This is a genomic window from Lewinella sp. LCG006, from assembly GCF_040784935.1.
Lineage (GTDB): Bacteria > Bacteroidota > Bacteroidia > Chitinophagales > Saprospiraceae > Lewinella.
In genome coordinates this window covers 4,701,910-4,725,449 of record NZ_CP160680.1, presented here as the reverse complement: position 1 = coordinate 4,725,449, position 23,540 = coordinate 4,701,910, and the positions used below count along the sequence as shown (strand labels likewise).

The window sequence follows — 23,540 nt, the reverse complement described above, 5'->3', positions numbered from 1 at the left end:
TAAAAATTACAATTAAAAAATAAAAACCTCATTATCAATATTTTAAATTATATTTTTGTCTCAATTATTTTACAAAAAATGCACAAGAGTCGCCTTTTTGAAGTGTTTTCTGCCCTGGATCAGCAGGACATCAAGGAATTAAGGAAGTTTGTTGCCTCCCCTTTTGTTAATCAAAGGGAGCATGTCGTACAGCTTTATGCCTTTTTAGTGCAGGAGCAAAAGCGTGGCGAGCGCACCCCTGATCGGAGGAAAGCCTTTGCTTTTATCTGGCCAGACTTACCCTATGATGACCACAAGCTCCGACTCAGTATGAGCTTGTTGCTAAAGGCCATGGAGCAATACCTCGTCTGGCAAAAAACCAACGAAGACCAGGTAAATGTAAAGCTAAAATTGAGTCAGGCCTACCGACAACTGGGCTTAAACCGCCATTTTGTAAAAACCATTACCGAAGTTCAGCGAATGCAAGAGGATCAGGCGCTTCGTCATGCCGAATACTACCAAAATCGCTATTCCTTTTACCTGGAACAGTACCATTTCAATGCGGAGCAAAACCGAATGGAAGGCTTGCAACTGGAAGAGGTGCAAGAAAACCTGGACATTTCCTATCTGGCCGCCAAGCTGCGGCAGAGCTGTTTGATCCTTTCCCACCAGGCGATCTACAAAAAAGAGTATGATTTTGGCATGCTCAATGCCGTGATCCACTACATCGAGGATCATGCCTATCTAAAGTACCCTGCCATTTCTATCTACTACCACGTCTACAAAGCCCTTACGACCGAGGAAGATCATGATCATTTTAGTCAGTTCAAGGCACTGATTTTTGCCCACCAGGAGCAATTCCCTAAAGATGAAATACGAGACCTGTTTTTGCTGGCTGCCAATTATTGTATTAAACAGCTGAATCGAGGTCGCCATCATTTTGCCAAGGAAGGATTGGATATTTACAAAGAAGGTCTAAAAAACGATATCCTCCTCCGCAATGGGGTGCTTTCCAACTTCACCTACAGCAATATTGTGGCCAAGGCCATTGTCACCAAAGACTTTCGGTGGGCCGCAGAATTTGTTCAGGACTATAAATCCAGATTGGAGCCCAAGCACCAGGAAAACAGCTATTCTTTCAATCTGGCGTGGTTGGAGTATGAGCAAAAAAACTACGAAGAGGCATTGGCATTGCTCAACAAAACCAATTTCACCGACTTGTTGCTGAATATTGCTGCCAAGACGATCGCCATGAAGATTTATTACGAATTGGATGCTTTCGATTTACTCTCCTCGCACCTGGACGCCATGCAAACGTTTCTCCACCGGAAGAAAATTTTGGCCAGCCACAAAAAGAACTATCTCAACACAATCAAATACCTCAAGAAGATCATGGACTTACCTCTTGCCGACAAGCAAAGACGGCTTCAACTACAGGAGGAAATCAGCGGAGTAGCCATTATTGCTGAAAAAAAGTGGCTGCTGAGGCAGTTGGAATAGCAGCATTTATAACGGGGCTATGGGCAAAAGGCGAAAGTTGTAGAGAGGTGCGGAGCGATTCCATCGCCCATTGAGGTAGAGGGTAAAGGGACTTTACATTCAGCGATAGGCTACCTTCCTCCAGTTCATAATCCTGCCTTGGGGACTATAAACCCCTAACTTGACCAATTTGACGGATGTCAGGAATTGATGAGCATTGGTAGTTCCATCGCTATACCCTCTACTAAAAGGTCGCGAAGCGATCTGTGTCCCTATACGCACTTTGGTTAAAGTCCAGCTTATAGCTGATTAACAAAAACACGCTCCTTAATCTCCGGCCATTCTTCCTTGAGGATACTGTAATAAACGGTGCTTCGGCGAAAGCCATCCGACATGAGGGTGTGGCTGCGCAATGTGCCTTCATAGGTAGCACCGATAGCTTCCATCGCACGGCGCGATTTTTCATTGCGGCTATCGGCCTTAAATTCTACCCGCTCGAATTCCAGGGTTTCGAAAGCGTAGCGAAGCATCAAAAACTTATTGGCCCGATTGAGGCCAGTGCGCTGTAGTTGTTCATCGATCCAGGTCCAGCCAATTTCTATTCGGAGGTTGGTATTGGAGACATTACCAAAACTGGTACTGCCCACGTAGCGCTGCGTAGGTTTATCATAAATCACAAAGGGGTAACGCTCTTCCAGGGCACGCCCAATCAAGGCTGAACCCATATAGGATTTCAAACTTTCTTCATCACCAAATCGGGAAGGAGAATATTCCAACAAATCTGGTTGGGTCAGCGCAATGGGTAATAAATGAGGCAAGTGATCCTCGGTGAGCGGCTCCAGACGAACTCGCTCATTTTCTAAAACAATATCCGGCTCAAAATCGAATTCCATAATGCAGTAAAGTTTGAGATGCTAAGAAAAGGTTAATTCCTGAATGTTTTGCAGCACTTCTGATTAAATCATGATTTCCCGATAAAAAACATCAATCAATGAAAACCTTATCCTTCATTTGCTGCTTGCTGACTTCGCTACTGCTGCAAGCTCAATCCACAATAGCCATCCCCCGTTTCCTCATTGGGGTAGAAGCCAACACCCATTTTGAAGATCTTAAATACAGAAAAAACAACCTGGGCCTTATCGGTATAGGTCTCCATGTTGAAAAACCAATAGGTCAGTTTTCCGTGGGTACCGCCCTTATCCGGCAACGTTTTGGACCTCAGACTTTTCGAAAATTCGCTGGTGAAATTGTACCGGAAGCCCCTAATGCACCAAGCTTTTACGCTTATTGGTACCAGGAGAAGCAGCTTGCTTTTTGGAATATCCCCCTGCGCTTGCAGTACCGTTTACCCTGCAATTGTGTTTATGTTCAAGCTGCTCTCCAAACCAGTATCCGCGATCTTAAGGAAATAGAAGGAGAAATAGCGAATTGGAATACTTCTATTTATCCCCCTGGCACTGGCCTCAGCCGTCATGCATTGTACAACGTCAATAAGATCAGCCTAGGTTACGAATTTGCGATGGGCATAAATTTCCACCTTTCAACAACCTGGAAAATGTATAGTCGCCTCGCCTACACCCACTACGGTTATTTTAAAGGCAATACAGAGCAGTACCGCAACTTGGGTGACGCTTTTCTAGGACTCAACATTGGTCTGCAGCGAGCTATTTATTAAAAAGTAAATAAAAACTGCTCCCCACGCATTACCTTTGCGCAACTTTTAGGGGTGCTGGGTCACTAGGCGAACGTGTCTATACCTGGCTGAGATCATACCCTTTGGTGGAAAGTCGGAGGTCAGAAGTGGGAAGTCGGAAGTATTCAGCTCTTAAAGTGGGCATACTTCCGACCTCCGATTTCTGACTTCCGACTTCGAAACCAGGAACCTGCCCGGATAATGCCGGGAAGGGAAATTTGGAATTCGGAAATAAGAAGTCGGAATTCGGAAATAATACTTCCGACTTCCCACCTCCCACTTCCGACCTCCCAAGGGTGTGAGGTAAGTAATCCCGCGTTCTACCCCGGAATGGCGGCTGTTCATTTACCCACAATTTTTTTTGATCATGTTTTTTTCTTCATCTTTTCTTCGGCGCGGCTTATCGCTTGCCCTTTTCCTTTTTTTCACTACCATTTTATTAATGGGCCAATCGTCCTTCACAGGGCAGATTGTTGACAACCGAGGTGAGCCCTTGATAGGTGCCAACCTTTTTGTACCTGACATGGATCGCGGTACGGCCACCGACGACCGTGGCTTTTTTGATTTGGGCTCATTGCCCAAACGCGATGTCAAGGTAGAGGTCAGTTACGTTGGTTACCAAACCAGGCAACTCACCATCAGCACTAACCAGCGGATGCCCATGACGATTACCTTACGGGAAGATCCTGTCTTCACAGGCGAGGTCATCGTGTCCGCTACGCGTGCGGACGAGCGTACGCCCATGACCTACTCCACCGTCAACCGCGAAACCCTCCAGCAGAACAACCTGGGCCAGGATGTGCCTTTTGTCTTGCGTTGGACGCCCTCTGCCGTGGTCACCTCGGATGCAGGTACGGGCGTTGGGTATACCGGCATCTGGATTCGCGGTAGTGACCCTACCCGCATCAACATCACCGTCAATGGCATTCCGCTCAATGATTCGGAAAGCCAGGGGGTATTTTGGGTCAATATGCCTGATTTCACTTCTTCTACTGAAGATGTGCAAATCCAGCGGGGCGTGGGTGCTTCAACCAACGGCGCTGGCGCTTTTGGCGCAACCATCAACCTCAACACCAGCAAGGTGCACAAAAAGGCCTACGCTTCTACCGATCTTACGGCGGGTAGTTTTGGCACCCTCAAGGGCAACCTCCGCTTTGGTACCGGATTGCTAGACAATGGCTTTACCGTCGACGGCCGCCTCTCGCGCATCACCTCCGATGGATATATAGATCGGGCCTCGGCTGATCTTTCGTCCTGGTACCTTTCCGGGGCCTGGATCGGCGAACGCTCTTCCGTGCGACTCAACGCTTTCAGCGGCAGTGAGGTCACCTACCAAGCCTGGAACGGTGTAGACGCTAGCCTGGTGGATGATCCGGCCACCCGCACCAGCAATACGGCGGGCACCGAAAAGGAAGGCGATCCCTACGACAACGAAGTCGATGACTACGGCCAAACCCACCTGCAACTGCTCTTCAACCACGAACTCAGCGAGCAGTGGTACCTCAACCTAGCGGGGCACTACACCTTGGGCCAGGGTTTCTTTGAGCAGTACAAAGCCGATCAGGATTTTGCTGATTACGGCCTCTCTCCTATCGTGCTGGGCGGCGAAACGATCAACACTACCGACCTCATCCGCCGCCGTTGGCTCGACAATGACTTCTACGGCGCTACCTACAGCCTGCACTACAATGGCAGCAACCAGCGCTTGCGGGCTACCCTCGGGGGTGGCTACCACATTTACCAGGGCGCTCACTTCGGAGAGATCATCTGGGCCCGCTATGCAGCGGAAAGCGAAATCCGTGACCGCTACTATGACAATGATGCCGAGAAGCGAGACTTCAATGTTTTCGCCAAATTCAACTACGCGCTGAACGACAAGTGGGATACCTACTTGGATCTCCAACTACGGACCGTCAGTTACGACTTCCTGGGCATCAACAACGATGGCACCCAGGTGGACCAATCGGCGGATTTGAGCTTCTTCAATCCCAAAGCGGGTATTCAGTACCGCCCCAACGAACGCCAGCGGGCCTACGCCAGCTTTGCCGTAGCGCAGCGCGAACCCAATCGCAATGACTACGTAGGCAGTACTTCCGAAAATCGGCCTGATCCGGAAAAGCTCTACAACCTCGAAGCCGGCTGGGAACAAAACTGGACAAAAGCGACCGTACAGGCCAATGTCTACTACATGTACTACCAGGACCAATTGGTGCTAAATGGCCAGATCAACGATGTAGGCGAACTCTTGCGCACCAATGTTGACGAAAGCTACCGCCTGGGCATAGAACTGGTGGCTGGAGGCGAAGTAGCCCCCAACCTGACCCTGCAAGGCAATGTCACGCTGAGTGAAAACAAAGTGATCAGTTTCACCGAATTCGTAGATGACTACGATGAAGACTTCAACTGGATCGGCCAGCAGGGCATCAAACGCGAGGATACCGACCTGGCCTTCTCACCTAATGTATTGGGTGCCGCAGAGTTGCGCTACGAATTCCTGCCACAGGCCGACCGCCATGACTTGTCGGTAGCCTTGCGCGGCAAATACGTTGGCCGTCGCTACCTCGACAATAGTGCTGACGAAGCCAACAGCCTAGATCCTTATTTCTTTAGCGACTGGCAAGTACAGTACACCCTCCGCCCTAGTGGCTTGCGGGCCATTAGGCTGAATTTGCAGGTCTTAAACTGGTTGGATCAGCTCTACGAATCCAACGGCTGGTCGTACCGGTACTTTCTTGGTGGCGATGCGCAGTTACTACAAGGCTTGTACCCTCAAGCTGGCCGTCAGTTGATGCTGGGATTGGGGATTGATTTTTAAGGTAGGCCTTCGCTGCGCTTTCTTCGCTCCGTAGAACCAGGTTTGAAACCCGCTTCTACGGAGCGAAGAAAGCGTATTCATATACTCCCCGGAAATTCGCTAAATAAATAGGTAATCAGTAGCAGCATGGGTAGCATAGACAAATAGACCAAATATTTCCGAGCTCCGGTTTCTCTGGCTTTCCTAATCCACCGAACGTGCAAAAGCAGCCAGCCGATAGTGATGGGAAAACCAAAGAGCAGCAAATTAAAAACGGTTGTCATTTTATTCCAATCGCCCGTGTACCACCTGGTCCATAGGAGTCATAGTTGTTCCGTCTTTGAGTTTCATGGCAGGTGCTGGCCCATCTATAAATTGGGTTCCATTTGCGGTCGTTCTTTCCCAATACCCTGGCATCAGGGCCAAAGCTTCATTCGCCAAACCGAAGGTCATCAAAAATAAGAAGGCCGCGTAACTGTTTTTCATTTTATACTTTTCAAGAACGTGTTTAGGTCTTAAAAATAGTACAAAATTGCGGATAATATCGCGGGGTTGTGTAAAAAGCCCTCAAGTTGCTTAACAGGCTTTTGATCGGCTGATGGCTGACGTTTCTTGTTTTGTTTGAAAAACACTGCTGGTGAGTCCTCCCTTAGAGTTCTCACTAGCATTTTTTCCTTTTAGGTTCAAAAAAAGAGTTTTTAAGCTCTTTTTTTGTGTTTAGTAGCACTTCTTGCTGCTCTTTGGACATAGTGATCCTCCCAGATCCCTGTCTGAAGGCAATAAACCTTCTTAAGATTGTGAGCTATTGCTAGGAACTGGAACTCAACATTGACTTTGTCGATGCCTCGGAGAAGGAACCGACGATGTCCCATATTGTGTTTTATATTGGCAAAGGGCGTTTCCACATCGATACCACGTTGGGATCGTTTCTCTAAGCCTTTTTCTGATGCCAGTCGTTGTTTGACCTCTTTTTTAAAAGCCTCCAATTTCTCCCTCTTTTTCACCCTTCGATGAGTACCCGGTTTAGCATTTGGGCCTCGGCATTGTTCATAAAAAGGACATTGGGCACAGCTTTCTGATTCATAAACCCGTGTTCTACTTTCATATCCATTGTTGCTCTTACTTGTGAACTCATGGCTGAACAATAGTTTCTTCTCATTGGGGCATTGGTAATAATCCTGATCTGGATCATAATACCAATTGGTGGTATTAAAAAGTTGTTTGTCCAGTTTGCCGGTAACTTCCTGGTACCACAGCGGATACTTCACATAAGCCGTATGGCCTTTTTCTGCTAAAAAACTATAATTCTCTTCACTGCCATAACCGGCATCTGCCGTATAATCCATCTTCCAATCCGATTCTACCAGTCCACTCACCCGTTGTTCTAGTTGTAGGACATGAGGGGGCAAAGTAGGGCTGTCAGAAGCACCCTGATGAACCGTAGCATTGACAATAAATTGATCCGATGTCGTAATCTGTATATTGTACCCAGGCAACAATTGATCATCTTTCATGCGCAGGGCTGTGGCATCTTCGTCCGTCTTAGAATAAGAGTTACGACCCGCCAGGATCAATTCCTGCTCTTCGTATTTATCTAAGTTGACTTGTTCTTTTGACAAATGACGATGGATTCTTTCCAAAGATTGTTTTCGTTTTTTGTCTCCTTGTTCTGCTATAATTTCATTGAGGTAACGAAGCTGCCTCTCTAAGTCTTCACTGTTCAAGACCAGATAAATTTGTTCGGCCTCTTGACGCTGGAGTAAATCCTTAGTCCCATAAATATTATCCTCCGCTTGCTGCAACTCCCGCACCTCTTCTAGCAGGCTATCTATACGCTCTAATACCATGGCCTTATAGCGTTCCGTGTTCTTGCGCCAGACAATTTTATGTTTATTGGCATTTGCAGCCCACTTGCTGCCATCTACATACAAGTCACTCAAGTTGACATAGCCCTGCTCTACCAAATAAAATAACACTTGGCTCAAGACTGTATCTACCAAGTCCTGCATTCGACAGGAGCGAAATTCACTCAGTGTTTTAAAACAAGGACGCTGACCACCAGACAGCCACATGAAAACCAAATCTTCGCCTAACTTCTTCGCTAAGGGACGACTCGTATACACCTTGGTACAATAACCATAAATCCATACCTTAAGTAACATCCGAGGATGATAAGGAGGCCGACCTATACCACTGTAGTAACATTCCAACTCTTTGATCTCTATTTCTTGTATTACCTTATTAATGATCTGCGCCAAAACATTGTCTTTTACCAGCTCTTCGATCCGTAAAGGAAGATCTATTACAATGTCTTGGGTGTAAGCTTTAAAGCGAATATTCTCTCTTTGTGTTATCTTTGTTGACATGAGCAGGGGGCTTTTCTTTTTGGCTTCAACTTAAAGTTAAAACACTCTGCTCATATCTTTTTCTATTTGGCGCTTTTTACACAACCCCGAACGAAGATCGTGATGTAAGTACAACCTACGCCGAACGAATATTGCGACGCTAGATGCAAACTACACCGAACAGGGCCAATGATACCGCTGCAGGCTCACTTGTCCCCTGCTTTGCGGGGGTGGCCGAAGGTCGGGGGTGACAACAAGTGTAGCCACTAGGGAAGATGTTTCGTTTTAGAGAGATACTATGTCCCACCTCCGTCACTGCGTGACACCTCCGCCCGGGCGGAGGACAGGGGTTGCCGCTGGTGGCTCACTTGTCCCCTGCTTTGTGGGAGTAGCCGAAGGTCGGGGGCGTAGGTGCTAGCAATGCTACTAACGGCATAGCTCCTAAGCAGGCATAAAACATCACTGATGAACCTTTGGTGCTACTTGAAAAATCAACTTTCCCTTTTCATTTGGAAATCTGGATGCACAGTAGCATCTTTGAGTCCATGGAGCAAGCACAATCGCCGTTGGAAGAATTTTATGCCTCGCTGGAGAAAGCCACGCAGATGTCGTGGGCCGATTTGGCACCCAATCAACAGTCGATTGCCCTGAGTACCCTGGGGCAACAGTTGTGCCAGGCACTCATTGCGCTGGGAGATCAGCGTGCTCAGGTTTTTTCTTCTCCGAATGAAAAAAAAACAGAGATACAACTCCAAGACTACCTCTTTTTCTACTGTTGGTTGCCTGCTGGAAAATCATTTCTGTTATTGTGGCGCAATACTACTTTTGAACATCTGCACGCGCAGCTGATGGTGTTAGATGCGGAAATCAAGACCTCCAACTGGGAGGCTTGGCAGCAGGATGCCAGCAATAACCTGGTGGACGCCGCCTCCGAGTTGCAGCGCCTACTGCCGGAGCTGGAAGCCGAATACAGCGGCGATCCCAAGATGGCGACCAAGATGATGGATACCTGGAAGCACCAAGCGCTTCCCTGGCCCGTTTACCGGGAACAGATTGGCACTATCACCACCCAAATCAGAGACCTGGCAGCCAAGCAAGATTTACTAGGGCAAAATAGCACTGCACTCCAAAAGATAAAAAAAATTATCCTCAGCGATATTGATGCCGGACTGACCGAGATTGATCAGCTGAAAACCATCGCCAAAGAGGCCAATGCCTACATTGAGGAAAACGCCTCTGACGCCCGGAGCCGAATTCCGGCATATTTGGAAAACCAGGAAGCCCAGATTTCTCAGCAAAAACTAGGCAAGCGCTTCAACCTGGCTTTGGAAAAAGGACTGGAAGCGCTTGCTGGTGAAACCGTTGTGCCGGTGGCCGTTGTGGGGGCTGCCTTGCAGGTCAAGGAAATCAACTTTCGGCGCTATATCTCCCGCTGGTTGGACTCCGAAACCCTTCCATTGCTCTACGAAGTGTGGGAACTAACGACCAATATCCGCAACAACCTAAAAATGGCCCTGATCAACATACGGAACCGGACCATTTTACTCAACAACGAAAATAACGAAAGCCCGGACAAAGGCTTGATTGGTGAAAATCTCTGCCAACCCCTACAAAGTTTCTTGCTGCAAACAACCGACCGTGAGAAGGAACTGCACAAATTGCACGAGCTGATCCGTAGCAGGCTGGATGAGCACTTCCGATTATCTAAAGTTTTTCAACAGTCAAATTTTTTCCTGGAGGTTCCTCTCCAATCAACGATCAACCAGTTTCGCAATAACCAAAACCAGTTGTTGCTGAACTTGAATCGCTGGTGGAACACCCAACGGCAAAGAGTGAGGAGATGGCTCTCCTCAGTGCAGGCGGAAGATGCCCTTAGCCTTTCCGAAAAAGTGGTTCGCTACATTGAGCACCACGTCCCCCCCAGCAATAATCAGGCGTATACCAGTATTTTCCTTACCAAAGGCTACATAGGCGAATCCTTTTGGGTGGGGCGGAAGTCGGAACTACAGCGGCTAGCCACCTTGATCAAACACTGGCGCAAAGGCTACCGGGGGTCGGTGCTGCTACGGGGTGATCGTTTTACTGGAAAATCGCTCTTTGGTGATTTGGTAAGCAACCGCTATTTCCCTAATGAGACGATCCGCTTGATCCCCAACGCCGTCCTCCATCTCCACAACCGTACTTTTGAAACGAGTTTCGACCTGGGGGCCGCATTGGATTTTATCAGCAAATACCGCTTTGACCAGCCCCCTCTGATCTGGTTAGATGATCTGGAGCTTTGGCATGACCCATCCTGTACAATTCACCAGAATACGCGTGCTTTGCTCAGGCACATGGACCACCACGCCAATTCTATTTTCTACATGGTAGCCGCTGGCAACCCGCTTTGCAACTACCTTGAGAGTAATCATCAACTCAACAAACACTTTCAGGCCATCTTGCCATTGGACAGCATGAGTCAGGAAGAAGTGCAGCAAGCCATCCTTATACGGCACGGAGCAACGCATAAAGAACTGGTCACCAAAGAAGGTCAGGCACTCGACCCCAGTGCTTTCGAACAAGCCGTGAGTAGGGTCTACCGAGCCTCGGGTGGAAATATTGGGGAAGCCCTCAACCTGTGGGCCTACCAAACCCAACGACGCAACGAAGAGCAGGTTTACCAAACGAAAACCAATTTCTTCCAACTGCCCAACTTTATCGAGTCGGATCAAGCCATTTTGCTGCGTACTTTACTCTTGGAGAAACGTACCACCGAGTACCGCTTGCGCAAGCGTTTTGGCCCGGCATTCAGTCCACGTTATGCTGAGGCTTTATTACGTTTACAAGGCCTAGGACTCTTGACCAGGCACCTGGATGGCTGGCTGGAACTTAACGAAGCAGCGGCGAACAGCGTTATTCGTCAATTAAAAAACAAACAATACCTCTAAACTCCATGGATTATTTGTGGCGTGTACATTACGATTACAGTTGGGGAGGTTTACTGAGTATTGGTTTACAACTAGCACTCTTCTATTTCGCCCTCCAATTGGCCCATCGAATACTGGTTCGCATCAGTGCACCAGCAGATTGGCAACTGGTCCTCGACCGATTTGTTCAATACAGTTTGCTGCTTTTCGAACCTATTGTGGTATTGGTCATCGGTAGTTATTTCATCCTCATCAAACCATTTTTCCACGGTTTGATGGTCATTTTATTACTACTGGCCTGCCTGCGGCAATTGCGCAATTATTTCAGTGGGCGCATATTGCTTTTTGACCGTAGCCTCAATGTAGGTACAAGGCTTAGCCATCGGGACTTTAATGGCCTCATCACTTATATTGGTCGACTTGGATTGCGTTTGCAGACCAACAAAGGCCTGCATTTTCTCAACTTTGAAGACTTACTCAAAGACGGCTACACACTAGTAATTGGGGAGAAAAACAGTAGCTTCTTTCGCCTTAAAGTAGACGTCCCGGAGACGGACAATAAAGGTAAAAAGCTGGAACAGTTGCGCGAACTTTTGCAGGTGGTTCCTTATCTGAATTGGCGACACCGCCCCCAGATCACCGCTGGTAATAGCCCCGAGCAACCCTGGCGGGTAGAGATTGCCTTACACGACGAAAAACACCTCAACGACCTTATTCAACGCCTGGAAGAGCAGGATTTTTCTGCCAAAATCACCAAAATATAGCCGACCTGTTATGCAAGAATTATCTTCTTATACGCTGATCATTGGCGCTTCGGTCATTCTGATTTTATCTTTTTTCTTCGGAGAAGCCGCCCGCAAAACCAATATCCCATCGGTATTGATGCTGATTGTGTTGGGAATTCTGCTGCAATTTGCATTAGATGCCGCCATTGGTGAACGGCCCGACTTCCTGCCCGTCCTGAAAATTCTTGGCACGGTTGGTCTGATCATGATTGTCTTGGAAGCTGCGCTGGAGCTGGAGCTAAAACCCGGCAAATACCTGCCCATTGTCAAGGCTTTATTTATTGCCCTGATTAGTTTGCTGGCCTCGGCCTACGCGGCAGCCCTTATTTTGCATCAGTTTGTACCTGGCATGGATATGGCTTCGGCCTGGTTGTATGCTACCCCCTTGTCCATTCTTTCCAGCGCGATCATCATTCCCAGTGTAGCTGCTTTGCGAGATGATAAAAAGGAATTTCATATCTACGAAAGTACCTTTTCTGACATCTTAGGAATTATGATGTTCTATTTCCTTACGGGAAACCTGGACGCTGCTGGACATAGCAATGGCAGTGGTAGTGGTATTCTTGATTTTTCGGGCAACCTGCTGCTTACCATTGGTATAGCTGTGATTGCCAGTTATTTAATCATTCTTATTTTCCAGAATATCCGTAGCCACACCAAGCTTTTTTTACTCATAGCGGTACTCCTTTTGTTGTATGCCGTGGGAAAAAAGATGCACCTTTCTTCGCTGATTATCATCCTGGTATTTGGTTTGGTGATTGCCAATATGAAAATTTTCTTCCAGGGTAAGTTAGGCCAGTGGTTGCATTTGGAAAAAGCCTCCCAAATGTACGAGGGGCTCCACGTTGTGACGATGGAATCGGCCTTTGTTGTGCGAACCTTTTTCTTTGTCATCTTTGGTCTTACCATCTCTTTGGCGTCGATTGCCAGTTTAGAAGTTACGCTGATTAGTTTGGCCATTGTAGCCTCGATTTACCTGATTCGTTTTCTGTTTTTACGCGTTTTTATTGGCAAGGATATTTTTCCGCAACTCTATATTGCTCCTCGGGGTTTAATTACGATCCTTCTTTTCTACGATATTCCCGAACAGGCTATTATTCCCGGTTTTGAGCCAGGCATCCTTTTGGATATTATCATCGGCACCAGCTTGATCATGACCTTTGCTATGATTCGCGACAAGCAGCGTAGTAGTAAAGCTATTGAGAAAGCTAAAGAAAAACCCGTGGGCTACGAGAAATGGAAAGCGCCTAGTATTAGTGATTACCAGGCAGAAGAGGGGGCTTCGGGCAAGCATTAGGGATAGCCATTTTTACTGCAAAATGATTAAATTAGCATATCTTCTTAACAACCCATTTCTGAATTAGCATGGATGCAATTGCTGAAGCTACTTCCTTAAAAAAACAACTTGACTTGCTCAGGCCACTGAGCAAAGAGGAAGAGCTACGCATTATGCAAAAATTCAGATTAGACTGGAACTACCACTCCAATCATCTAGAGGGAAATACCCTGTCTTACGGAGAAACGAGAGCACTCATCCTTTTCAATATAACAGCACAAGGAAAACCACTTAAAGATCATCTAGAAATAACCGGACATAATGAAGCTGTACTTTGGATTTTGGAAGTTGTAAAAGATGATCGCCCTTTAACTGAAACCTTTATTCGTGAACTCCATAAGCTTATCCTAAAAGAGTGTGTAATTCCATTTAGCGACGATCAGAAAATTGAAAAGTATTACGATCAAACGCTTACCGAGAAAGAAATTCAAGCCTTCGTAAACGCGGAGATCCGTCGCCATACCAAATTTATCCAGCAGCACTTGGATCAATTAGATAAAACTGACAACGCGGATTAAACCCCGACCTGGCTTGTACCAAGTACCCTATACCCTTTACTTTGTACAGTGAGGTTTGATGTACCTTGATAAAGAGATATTACCACCAAACCTCACTATCCTCTTATATCACCATCCCCGCAGCAACCGTTTCGTTGGTCTGCTCATCAATAAGGATGATGCTCCCCGTATTCCGATTCCGACGATAGATATCGGTAAACAAGGGCTTCGTCGTCCGGATAACCACCCGGGCAATATCGTTCATACCGATATTCAGATCCTCTTCATTACGATGCAAAGTATTGATATTCAGTTTGTAGCGAATATCTTTGATCACACAACGGGCATCTTGGGTGGTATGTTTAATCCCGTACTTACCACGTGCTTGAAGGGGTTTTTCATGAAACCAACAAATCATCAATTCCAGATCCTGGCTTACCTCGGGAATGTTGTTTTCTCGAACGATCATGTCGCCGCGGCTGACGTCAATATCATCCTTCAGAAGTAAGGTCACCGACATCGGAGGAAAGGCTTCTTCCAGCTCTCCATCGAAGGTGTCGATTTTCGTGATTTCAGAAGTGAAGCCGGAAGGAAGAACCATCACTTTATCCCCCTTTTTGAAAACACCTCCAGCTACCCGGCCAGCATAGCCGCGGTAATCATGGAATTCATCCGTATTGGGGCGCACCACAAACTGTACAGGGAAGCGGCAGTCGATAAAATTGTCATCACTACCAATGTGTACGTTTTCAAGATAATACAGCAAAGTAGAGCCTCCGTACCAATCCATGTTGGTAGATTTGTCTACCACATTATCGCCCTTGAGGGCAGAGATAGGAATAAAGTGAACATCCTTCACGTCCAGTTTATAACTGAATTCAGAAAACTCCTCCTTGATCTTCTCGTAAACCTCTTCGCTGTAATCAACCAAGTCCATTTTATTGATACACACGACCAGGTGAGGGATTTGCAAGAGGCTGGCAATGAAGGCGTGACGACGTGTCTGCTCGACAATACCATGGCGGGCATCAATGAGGATCAAGGCGACATTGGCAGTAGAAGCTCCCGTCACCATGTTGCGGGTATACTGAATGTGCCCAGGCGTATCCGCGATAATAAACTTACGGCGTGGCGTAGCGAAATAACGGTAGGCGACATCGATGGTAATACCCTGCTCCCGCTCGGCTTTCAGACCATCGGTCAGCAGTGCTAAATTGACACCTTCCTCTCCGCGGCGCGCCGTGGTTTCGCGAATGGTTTCGTACTGGTCTTCAAAAATAGATTTGCTATCGTAAAGCAAACGGCCAATCAGCGTAGACTTTCCGTCATCTACACTGCCTGCCGTTGAAAAACGTAATAACTCTGTATGTTGCTCTGACATTTTATTCATTTTTTCTCCCCTCCTATTATCGGGGTAGCCATTGTTGAAAGACATCACTAAATGGTCGAAACGTTTACACGCTTACACTAACCAACTCTTCCAACCTTTAAAAATAACCCTGCTTTTTGCGATCTTCCATTGCTGTTTCGGAACGTTTATCATCCGTTCTGCCTCCCCGCTCTGTTTGGCGGGCGGTAGCGACTTCCTGGATGATTTCTTCCACAGTAGTAGCTTCTGATTCCCAAACGCCGGTACAGGTCATATCACCAATCGTCCGACAACGTACCATCATCGTTTCTACCGTTTCGGTAGGCTTCTTAGGGATGTATTCACAATCAGCGAGGAGAATACCATCACGACGAATCACTTCACGCTTGTGTGCGAAATACAAACTCGGCAGCGGCACGTTTTCCATGGCGAGGTACTGCCATACGTCCAGTTCCGTCCAGTTACTGATGGGAAATACCCGGAAGTGCTCGCCATAGTGTTTCTTACCATTGAAGAGGTTCCACAATTCAGGGCGCTGATTTTTAGGATCCCACTGCCCGAATTCATCGCGATGACTGAAGAAACGTTCCTTAGCACGAGCCTTTTCCTCATCACGGCGACCACCACCCAAGGCGGCATCGTACTTTCCTTTCTCCAGCGAGTCTAGCAATACGTGGGTTTGCAGATAATTACGACTCGCATTATAGCCTTTCTCTTCGATCAACTCCTTGTTGTCGATGGCGGCCTGTACCGAGCCTACAATCAGGCGAGCACCGTAATCTTCCACCAGTTGATCCCGAAACTGAAGGGTTTCCGGAAAATTATGTCCCGTATCAATGTGCAATAAAGGAAAAGGAATCCGTGCGGGATAGAATGCCTTTCTGGCCAGGTAAGCCATAAGGATACTGTCTTTCCCACCACTAAAGAGAAGTACTGGGTTTTCGAATTGTGCCGCCACCTCGCGAAGAATGAAGATCGATTCCGCTTCTAATTCGCGTAGATGGTTGACGTGATAGCCACTTGACATAGATATTTATTTTTTGTCGATGGTTTTTTATTGGGGTAAAGAGATCACCGGGAGCAAAGCGGCATAAACCTTTGCTACAGCCTCTTCTACGGTCATTTCTTTCGTTGGTACGGTTAAAAAGGCGTCTTTAGGGGCCTCATAAGGGGAGTCGATCCCCGTAAAGCCTTTGATTTCACCACGGCGGGCCTTGGCGTAAAGGCCTTTCACATCCCGAGCTTCACAGACTTCCAAAGGTGTGTCAATAAAGATTTCCAGGAAGTCTTCTTTACCAATGATGGCTTCCGCTTGTTGGCGTATTTCTTTGGTAGGACTGATAAAAGAACAAAGAACAACAACACCAGAATTCAAATACAGCTTAGCCACCTCCGCAATTCGGCGAATATTTTCCTCGCGATCCTCCAAACTAAAGCCTAAGTTGTTATTGATCCCGGTGCGAATATTATCGCCGTCTAATACTTGAGGGAAATAGCCCTCAGCAAACAAACGATGCTCCAGACCTTGGGCAATGGTGCTTTTCCCAGAACCCGACAATCCCGTCAGCCAGAGCACTTTTGCACGTTGTTGCAAACGATCTTCGCGCTCTTCTCTTGTGAGCAGGCGATCAAATATAGGATGAATATTTTCCGTTGCCATTTAAGCTTTAGTTCTTTATCTTCTATCACTATTTCTTACCTGCCAGTTTGCGAACGGAGCCACGCGGAGCCAGCTGCCATGCTCTTTCGTGCAGGTAATAAAGCGCAAATTTGATGAAAAATTCTATAAACCCTATTTCCAGGGCCATTTCTATATCGCCGGTCGTAAAAAGAGCGATAACAATAATGGTAGAGGTAGCTACCACCCGCCAGCTTAGTGCTTTTAGCGCGCTCCTTAAACGAGATTCTCTGAGTACTTCTGTCATGCTTGTATTTATTTAGCTCGGCAAAAATACAATTCCTACTAAAACAATAGGAATTAAAGAGGATTATTTTTATTAAATCTTTACTCTTTGTAAATCGCCACGACTCTTTCGCCGGGTTTGGCGTAGCCTCGGTACATGCCTTCGGAATTAAAAGGCATCGCTATATTACCCATTTTGTCCAAGGCTATCAGGCCGCCTTCGCCGCCCGCTTTTACCAACTCACCATTGACGACTTCGTCGGCTGCGGTATTCAGATCTACGCCTTTATATGCCATCCGCGCTGCTACATCATAGGCTACGGCCCAACGGATAAAGAATTCTCCGTGTCCGGTACAACTAACGCCACAGGTAGCATTATCCGCAAAAGTACCTGCTCCGATAATTGGGGAATCTCCCAGGCGATTCCACCGCTTGTTGGTCATCCCTCCTGTGGAGGTACCCGCAACAATGTTTCCTTCTTTGTCCAGGGCTACACAGCCGACGGTACCTTTTTTTCGTTCGTTATGATCCAATTCTACCTGGGCTTCTCCTTCTTCCTTTTCGCGAGCAAGTGCATTTTGCAGCGCATCCCAACGGCGCTGGGTAAAGAAGTAGGAAGGATCCACTATTTCCAGGCCTTGCTCAGCAGCAAACGTTTCAGCTCCTTTGCCCGTAAGGAGTACATGAGGCGACTTTTCCATAACTGCTCGTGCTGCCGAAATAGGATGTTTGATGTTTGAAACGCCACCTACAGCCCCAGCCATTCTACCCTTACCCATCATCAAGGAGGCATCCATTTCATTGTGGCCATCGTGGTTAAAAACGGCTCCTTTACCCGCATTAAAAAGTGGAGAATCTTCCATAAAATGGATCGTTTGCTCTACTGCATCAATAGCTGTACCACCGTTTTTTAGGATTTCCTCCCCAATATCAAGCGCAGCATTAAGTGCTTCACGGTAGGCAGCATCCTGTTCGGGCGTTAAATCAGAACGCAGGATGGTACCGGCTCCGCCGTGGATAACAATAGCATATGCTGCTGGGGTTGTTGCGGTCTTCATTGTTTCCTGATTGGTTGCCGTCTTATCAGTAGCCTCTCCCTGAGGAGCTTCACATGTCCAAAATAATAGTGCAAGAAGGAAAATGGTAATGGTATTTCTCAACATGATGGTATTTTTTCTTTCTGAAAATTTGAAGCAGTAGACCTTTCCTACTAGCAAAGATAAGGTATTGTAGTAAGTCTGTGCCACAAATACAAAGCGGCGGCACCCTGATTGGATACCGCCGCTTTGGGGTAAAATTGCTAACCGAAGTCGGTTGAGCTCAAAAGCTTATGGTTATTTCACTACTACCATTTGCTTGGTAGCGCGGTAATCACCAGCTTCGATCGTGTAGTTCAATACACCTGTAGCACCGTTGATCATTTGCTTAGTAACCGTGATGGTCTGGTAACCAGCACCAAGAACTGAAGTAGCTCCGGCGTTGGTGTACAGTACACGACCGCTAAGGTCAGAGATCGTCAATTGAACCTTTGCCTCCTCAGGCAGGTTGAAACCGATCAGGGTTTCTGCCTGGAATGGGTTAGGCATGTTTTGGAACAATTGGAAACCTTCGATAGCGAATGTGCCTTGGGCAAAGTCGATGCCTACGTTCATGGTGTTGCCATTGCTGTAAGCCTCAGCAGCTGTGTAGCGGCTATTTACCGTAAGGACATCGCTAAGTTGAGCATCTTTGGTTGCCTTGATAACCAAGCTGAACAATACATCTTCTTTAGCAGTCGCCTCGTTGTAGTTGGTGCGGTTCCAGCTCATGGTAATGAATCCTTCTTCTGCGAAACGCAGACCGAAGTTTTCAGCAGTAGCTACACCATTCTCAATACCTACAAACGTTGCACCTTGTAGCTTCAGGGTACCCTGGAAGCCAGTTACAGCAGCCAGATCAGCTGCGGTAAAAGCAACAGTGTATTCGTTACCAGCTTTCAATGACTGGTTATCAGCCATCAGGTTGAACTGGCCGTTCAAGGTACGATCATCACCAGCTAAAGCATTAGCTTGTGCGCTACCGTTAACGTCACCGATTTTCACTGCTACGAAACTAGCATTTACCGTACCTACCAGGTCATTCACGTTACGCAACTCTGGGAATACTGCAAACCAAGGGTTGGTAGGTAATGGGAAGCTGTAAGTAACAGGAATGAAACGCCAGCTGGTATTGTTTGCAAAGCTGGTTTCAATGTTCAGGATCAGTTTACGCAACTGGATCATATCCAGGGTAGTGATGGTATTCGAGCGGTTGATGTCCGCAGCAATCATCTTGTAAGGGCTGTTCAACGGTTGTACACCAAGGATGTGCTTAGCCATCAACACCAGGTCGAAGGTAGAAACACCATTCAGTGGGTTAGCATTCAAGTAAGGAGTGATAGAGTAATCACCACCTTGAGGAAGGCTGAAAGTAAAAGTACCGTTTGAGCTGGTCACCATTGACTGGGTACCACCATTCACGCTTACTTCTACACCTTGTACGGTTACTGAGCTTTCCGTAGCGATAACACCTTGGATTGTTCCGTTACCAACTGGGTTACAGCTAGCGTGCTGTTGTACCAGAATGTAGGTTTCACAGTAATCGTAGTTGCCTTCTTCGTCGAATGCGTACACGTAAACAACCGTTGTTTCTTCGTCTTCATCCGTCAATACCAGACCGGTATCGTTAGGGCTAGGAACGAAGTTGGGGTTACCTTCTACGTCAGCAGCACGGTAAATAGCGTACTTGGTTACCCGAGGGTTACCCGTTGTTGGGTGTACAGCTGGTCCTTGACCAGTACAATCGTAGATCGGAGAAGCTTCGAAGTCGCTTGCCCAGATCGCCATTGCACAACCACCACCTTCTTGAGGCATCAGGGTTACGGTCAGACCGTTGATACAGATAGGAGCAGGTCCTTTGCAATCAATCACATCGAATTCGATGATTTTGCTTACTTGGTTACCACAACCATCCTGGAACAATACACGGAAAGCATGCAGGATGTTATCACCCATTGCTGAGGTGATGATTGGGAAAGTACCAGTGAATACAAATGTACCGTCACCGTTGTTGGTGATGTTGCTAATTGCGTTGGCATCAGCTACGAATTCGTTAGACTTAATCACGCCATCACGGTTAGCATCTACCGCAAACGCATCCAATTGAGCAGATACGATGGTAACTACGAGGTTGCCGCTTTGGTTGAACAGTTCGCAATCATCAGCTACACTGAAAGGAATGCTTACAGGGGCACTACAAGTACCGGTTACGCTACCAAATTGGTGAGCAGCAAGAGTTGGGCACAGTGCCGTTGGGCCACCGTAGTTGCCTACACTGATAACAGGAGCAGTAGAGTCGTAAACTTTGATGAACTGCGTATAAACATAGCGACCGAAGTTGCGACGACCAAACTGGTCAGCAGGAATACAAGGAATGTTGTTACCTGGGATGTTATCGTAAACAGTGTTGGGAATGCTAGAGTTACCGTTGCGATCATTGTGATTGCGGTCGATAACTACGGTGTACTGGATGCCTTGCTGAGCGTCAGCAACGTTGTTGCAGTCGTTGTCTACAGGGCCAAAGCCACTGACAACACGTACTACAGGGCGCTCGTTGCCTTCTACAGAACGGTCGATAGGCAGTGCCTCACCGTCGTCTTCGGTCATACGTGGCAGTACCAAACCAGTGTACTCGCCATCCCATACACACCAGTTGATTACATCGTAAGTGATGCTCATCTTGTAACATTCGTCACCAGCAGAGCTAAAGCGTACGGGGTTGCCAATGTTTACACTCAATACATCACAACCAACAGTAGTGGTAATGATGGTAGGAATTTCAGGATCACCACAGTCAGCATCGGTATCTTCAGGGAAGTCGATGGTGAAGTCGTGTACTTCAGTGATGGTAATCAACTGGCTACAGCTGTTGGTAGAACGGAATACTTCGTTGATGTCGATAGCACCGTTACCGTTGGCGTCGCCAGCAGGACGTAGTTGCCATGCCTCAAAACGGCGGGTGATTGATCCCCAACCACAGTCGTTCACCTGAATGTTTGGCGTACGCTCTACGATGGTATCCACTGCACAGTTGTCGGTACCAGTAGCACCACCAAAGATGGCGTTCATCATGATAGACGTAGCTGCAAAATCAGTGTTGTAAGCAGCAGCAATATCACCAGGGAATGCCAAAGGCAAGTTGGAACAAGTCAGGCTTACGTTAGCAGGTGCATAACAGAAAGGATTCAGTTTGTCTTCAGGTGTTACCACCATCCAACAGATGTTTTGGTTGCCAGACTGGTCAGTTACACGTAGTTCAATGGTGATTTCTTTATTGATATCACAGCAGTAGAAGTCAACAAAGTTACCCCATGGGCTGTAGCGGTTAGCACTTGGATCACAAGTGTTGTTGCGCCAGAAGTTACGGCGAACTTCCAAAGTTACAGGACCACAGTTGTCGTTAGAACCTTCGTTAACATCAGCTGCAAAAACGCGAGCGATACCTGTAATACCGTTGGCTACGTCGCCACCACCGATAGATACATTAAGTTGGTCATCACAAGAAGCAGATGGTTCGATCAAGTCACGAACGATCAAGTCGTAAGTCACGCAAGTTTCGTTACCACAACCGTCTTCTGCGCAAAGCTCAATGGTATGGTTACCAATAGGAACTTGTACTACTACACCAGGGCCAATGTTGCCACCACGGAAAAACGTGGTACCGTTTGCCAAAATGGTATAGTTGGTTGCAGCAGCGGTAGAACAACCATTACCGTCCGTTACTTGTGGGTTAGGCACTAAGAAGTTAGCCATACAGTTGAACGGAGAAGTAGAAACCGTAATTACCGCAGGTACACCAGAGATGATAGGACCAGTGAAGTCACCTACCTTCACCAATTGGTTGTAGGTAATGCTAGACCCTGGGTTACACCAGTCGATGATGTTCCACTGACGACGGAATTTGTAAGAACCCGTACAAACGTTGATGCGTGGTTCGTCAGAATAAGAAGCACCAACGTTGCAGTAAGTGCTGTTAAGGTCGTGGAAACCAAAAGCTGTGCGGATAAAAGGATAACCTGTTACACCAGCCGTAGGGTTGTTGTCAGGGCCACCAACGCTACCGTCAGTAGGGAAGTTTTCGTCACATTCCATAACTGCCGTAAAGTTAGGCAGGATTACTTCTGCAATAACTGGCTTACGGAAGGTAATGATTTGCTGGCAAGTAACAACGCGAGGTGCGCCAACACAGGTAGAGTTGTAACGGTCAGCCGCACGGAAAGTACGCGTAATTGTTACATTACCACAATCACCAGCAGAAGAAACAACGTCAGAAACCGTTACCAGCACGTTACCACAGTTGTCAGAAACAGCAGGGAAACCAGTACGGCTCAAAATAGCGTTCAATGCAGGAGAAATAGAAACGATACCACCCGCTGCGTTTACTACGTAAGTAACAGGAGTAAGGATACGAATCTGGTCAATATCTGTACAAACCAGGTCAAACGTTACAGGAGCGGTCAAGGTAGGGAATCCACCATTGATAGAAGCACCGTTTTCACCATAAACAGCTACAGCGTAGTTGCCTGTTTGGTTGTTGGCCCAGCTGCTCACCAATAAGGTGTAGGTCTGTCCGTTTACCAAACCAGCCGACATACGGATAGTAGGATCAAATGAAGCGAAGAAGCCACTGCCACTGATCAGATCATCCGCCTGAGCGATGATATTCTCACAAGGATTGGCAGGGTTGAAGTTGCCCTGGAACAAGGCCATTGTACCATCACCCCAAGCAGAACCCATATCAAAGGTAAAGATACCTTGTCCAGTAGGGTTGTTCACCGTAAAGGTGTAAAGGTCATAGTAATGGTTACCCGCCAAAGGAGGGAAAATTTCCAAGAAACAAGAGTAGTTCGTCAGTTGGATACTAGGATCAGTAGCTGCCAAAGCACCAGAAATAACCTGAGCGCTAAGGTCTACAGTAACCTCATCAGTGTTAGCTGGACAAGTTAAAACAGGATCTGTTTTATCTTCCGCTAAAATGTTACCCCAACAAGTGTAAACCTCCTGGCCGTTGTCCGTAACCACCACCATATACGTGTGGGTACCACAACCAGAAAGTACGTTGCTGTTACCACCGTCTACCGTCACCACAATATTGTCCGCACACTGGTAATTACCAGTAAGCACCATACTCGGTGTGATGTTGGCGGCACAGCTGCCGTTGAGCGTCACATTTACGTTAGCAATACAGCCGACTTGTAGGGGTAGGCCGTTGCAGCCAGTTTGGCTGGAAAGAGGAGAGCTGAAGGCGAAAAGGAAAGCCATCAGCATCACATCAAGGCGTAGGAATGCCTTGACAAATTGAAAGTCAATTTTGCCCATAGGATTATAATTATTTAGAAAAACGAAAAAAAGGGAGAAAAGAAATAACTGCCTGGAA

At 47.1% G+C, this 23,540-nt stretch carries 16 protein-coding genes; 7 read left to right on the top strand and 9 right to left on the bottom strand.

Annotated features, from left to right (window positions below; all coding sequences use genetic code 11):
- The first annotated feature begins 78 nt into the window (after positions 1 to 78).
- A complete protein-coding gene (locus tag AB0L18_RS17010) occupies positions 79 to 1,479 on the top strand; it encodes a hypothetical protein (protein ID WP_367388507.1) in 1,401 nt (466 codons plus the stop codon).
- 278 nt (positions 1,480 to 1,757) lie between these two features.
- On the opposite strand, the gene AB0L18_RS17005 is transcribed toward AB0L18_RS17010, so the two are convergent.
- The gene (locus AB0L18_RS17005; RefSeq protein ID WP_367388506.1) at positions 1,758 to 2,351 is read right to left on the bottom strand and encodes a GNAT family N-acetyltransferase; all 594 of its coding nucleotides are present in this window, start codon (positions 2,349 to 2,351) and stop codon (positions 1,758 to 1,760) included.
- Between the two features lie 98 nt (positions 2,352 to 2,449).
- Between AB0L18_RS17005 and AB0L18_RS17000 the strand changes: the two genes are divergently transcribed.
- Both AB0L18_RS17000 and AB0L18_RS16995 read left to right on the top strand, forming a co-directional pair.
- Positions 2,450 to 3,133, top strand: coding sequence for a hypothetical protein (locus tag AB0L18_RS17000; RefSeq protein WP_367388505.1), 684 nt, complete (start codon positions 2,450 to 2,452; stop codon positions 3,131 to 3,133).
- A 385-nt stretch (positions 3,134 to 3,518) separates the two neighbouring features.
- Positions 3,519 to 5,966, top strand: a complete 2,448-nt coding sequence (locus AB0L18_RS16995; RefSeq protein ID WP_367388504.1) for a TonB-dependent receptor — start codon at positions 3,519 to 3,521, stop codon at positions 5,964 to 5,966.
- A 264-nt stretch (positions 5,967 to 6,230) separates the two neighbouring features.
- Here the strand turns inward: AB0L18_RS16995 and AB0L18_RS16990 are convergent, their stop codons facing one another.
- Together AB0L18_RS16990 and AB0L18_RS16985 are read right to left on the bottom strand one after the other, a co-directional pair.
- The gene (locus AB0L18_RS16990; protein WP_367388503.1) at positions 6,231 to 6,431 is read right to left on the bottom strand and encodes a hypothetical protein; all 201 of its coding nucleotides are present in this window, start codon (positions 6,429 to 6,431) and stop codon (positions 6,231 to 6,233) included.
- A 212-nt stretch (positions 6,432 to 6,643) separates the two neighbouring features.
- Positions 6,644 to 8,311 (bottom strand): IS1182 family transposase, encoded by a 1,668-nt coding sequence (locus AB0L18_RS16985; protein ID WP_367388502.1) that lies wholly within the window; start codon positions 8,309 to 8,311, stop codon positions 6,644 to 6,646.
- 500 nt (positions 8,312 to 8,811) lie between these two features.
- Between AB0L18_RS16985 and AB0L18_RS16980 the strand changes: the two genes are divergently transcribed.
- From AB0L18_RS16980 to AB0L18_RS16965, 4 genes are all read left to right on the top strand, one after another.
- Positions 8,812 to 11,217, top strand: coding sequence for an ATP-binding protein (locus AB0L18_RS16980; RefSeq protein WP_367388501.1), 2,406 nt, complete (start codon positions 8,812 to 8,814; stop codon positions 11,215 to 11,217).
- A gap of 5 nt (positions 11,218 to 11,222) precedes the next feature.
- Entirely contained in the window at positions 11,223 to 11,960 is a 738-nt protein-coding gene (locus tag AB0L18_RS16975) for a hypothetical protein (protein ID WP_367388500.1), read from the top strand.
- Positions 11,961 to 11,970: 10 nt separating this feature from the next.
- A complete protein-coding gene (locus tag AB0L18_RS16970; RefSeq protein ID WP_367388499.1) occupies positions 11,971 to 13,278 on the top strand; it encodes a cation:proton antiporter in 1,308 nt (435 codons plus the stop codon).
- 68 nt (positions 13,279 to 13,346) lie between these two features.
- Positions 13,347 to 13,835: a hypothetical protein gene (locus AB0L18_RS16965; protein ID WP_367388498.1), complete on the top strand. Its 489-nt coding sequence runs from the start codon at positions 13,347 to 13,349 to the stop codon at positions 13,833 to 13,835.
- A 103-nt stretch (positions 13,836 to 13,938) separates the two neighbouring features.
- On the opposite strand, the gene cysN is transcribed toward AB0L18_RS16965, so the two are convergent.
- The 6 genes from cysN to AB0L18_RS16935 all read right to left on the bottom strand — a co-directional run bounded on the left by cysN (position 13,939) and on the right by AB0L18_RS16935 (position 23,482).
- Positions 13,939 to 15,195 (bottom strand): sulfate adenylyltransferase subunit CysN, encoded by a 1,257-nt coding sequence (cysN, locus tag AB0L18_RS16960; protein WP_367388497.1) that lies wholly within the window; start codon positions 15,193 to 15,195, stop codon positions 13,939 to 13,941.
- A 106-nt stretch (positions 15,196 to 15,301) separates the two neighbouring features.
- The gene (gene cysD, locus AB0L18_RS16955; protein ID WP_367388496.1) at positions 15,302 to 16,210 is read right to left on the bottom strand and encodes a sulfate adenylyltransferase subunit CysD; all 909 of its coding nucleotides are present in this window, start codon (positions 16,208 to 16,210) and stop codon (positions 15,302 to 15,304) included.
- Positions 16,211 to 16,237: 27 nt separating this feature from the next.
- Positions 16,238 to 16,843 carry an adenylyl-sulfate kinase gene (gene cysC, locus AB0L18_RS16950; RefSeq protein ID WP_367388495.1) on the bottom strand — a complete coding sequence of 202 codons (606 nt, stop codon included), beginning with the start codon at positions 16,841 to 16,843 and terminating at the stop codon, positions 16,238 to 16,240.
- 28 nt (positions 16,844 to 16,871) lie between these two features.
- The gene (locus tag AB0L18_RS16945) at positions 16,872 to 17,108 is read right to left on the bottom strand and encodes a DUF2061 domain-containing protein (RefSeq protein WP_367388494.1); all 237 of its coding nucleotides are present in this window, start codon (positions 17,106 to 17,108) and stop codon (positions 16,872 to 16,874) included.
- Positions 17,109 to 17,188: 80 nt separating this feature from the next.
- Positions 17,189 to 18,250, bottom strand: a complete 1,062-nt coding sequence (locus AB0L18_RS16940; RefSeq protein WP_367388493.1) for an isoaspartyl peptidase/L-asparaginase family protein — start codon at positions 18,248 to 18,250, stop codon at positions 17,189 to 17,191.
- A 171-nt stretch (positions 18,251 to 18,421) separates the two neighbouring features.
- The gene (locus tag AB0L18_RS16935; protein WP_367388492.1) at positions 18,422 to 23,482 is read right to left on the bottom strand and encodes a hypothetical protein; all 5,061 of its coding nucleotides are present in this window, start codon (positions 23,480 to 23,482) and stop codon (positions 18,422 to 18,424) included.
- Between the last annotated feature and the right edge of the window lie 58 nt (positions 23,483 to 23,540).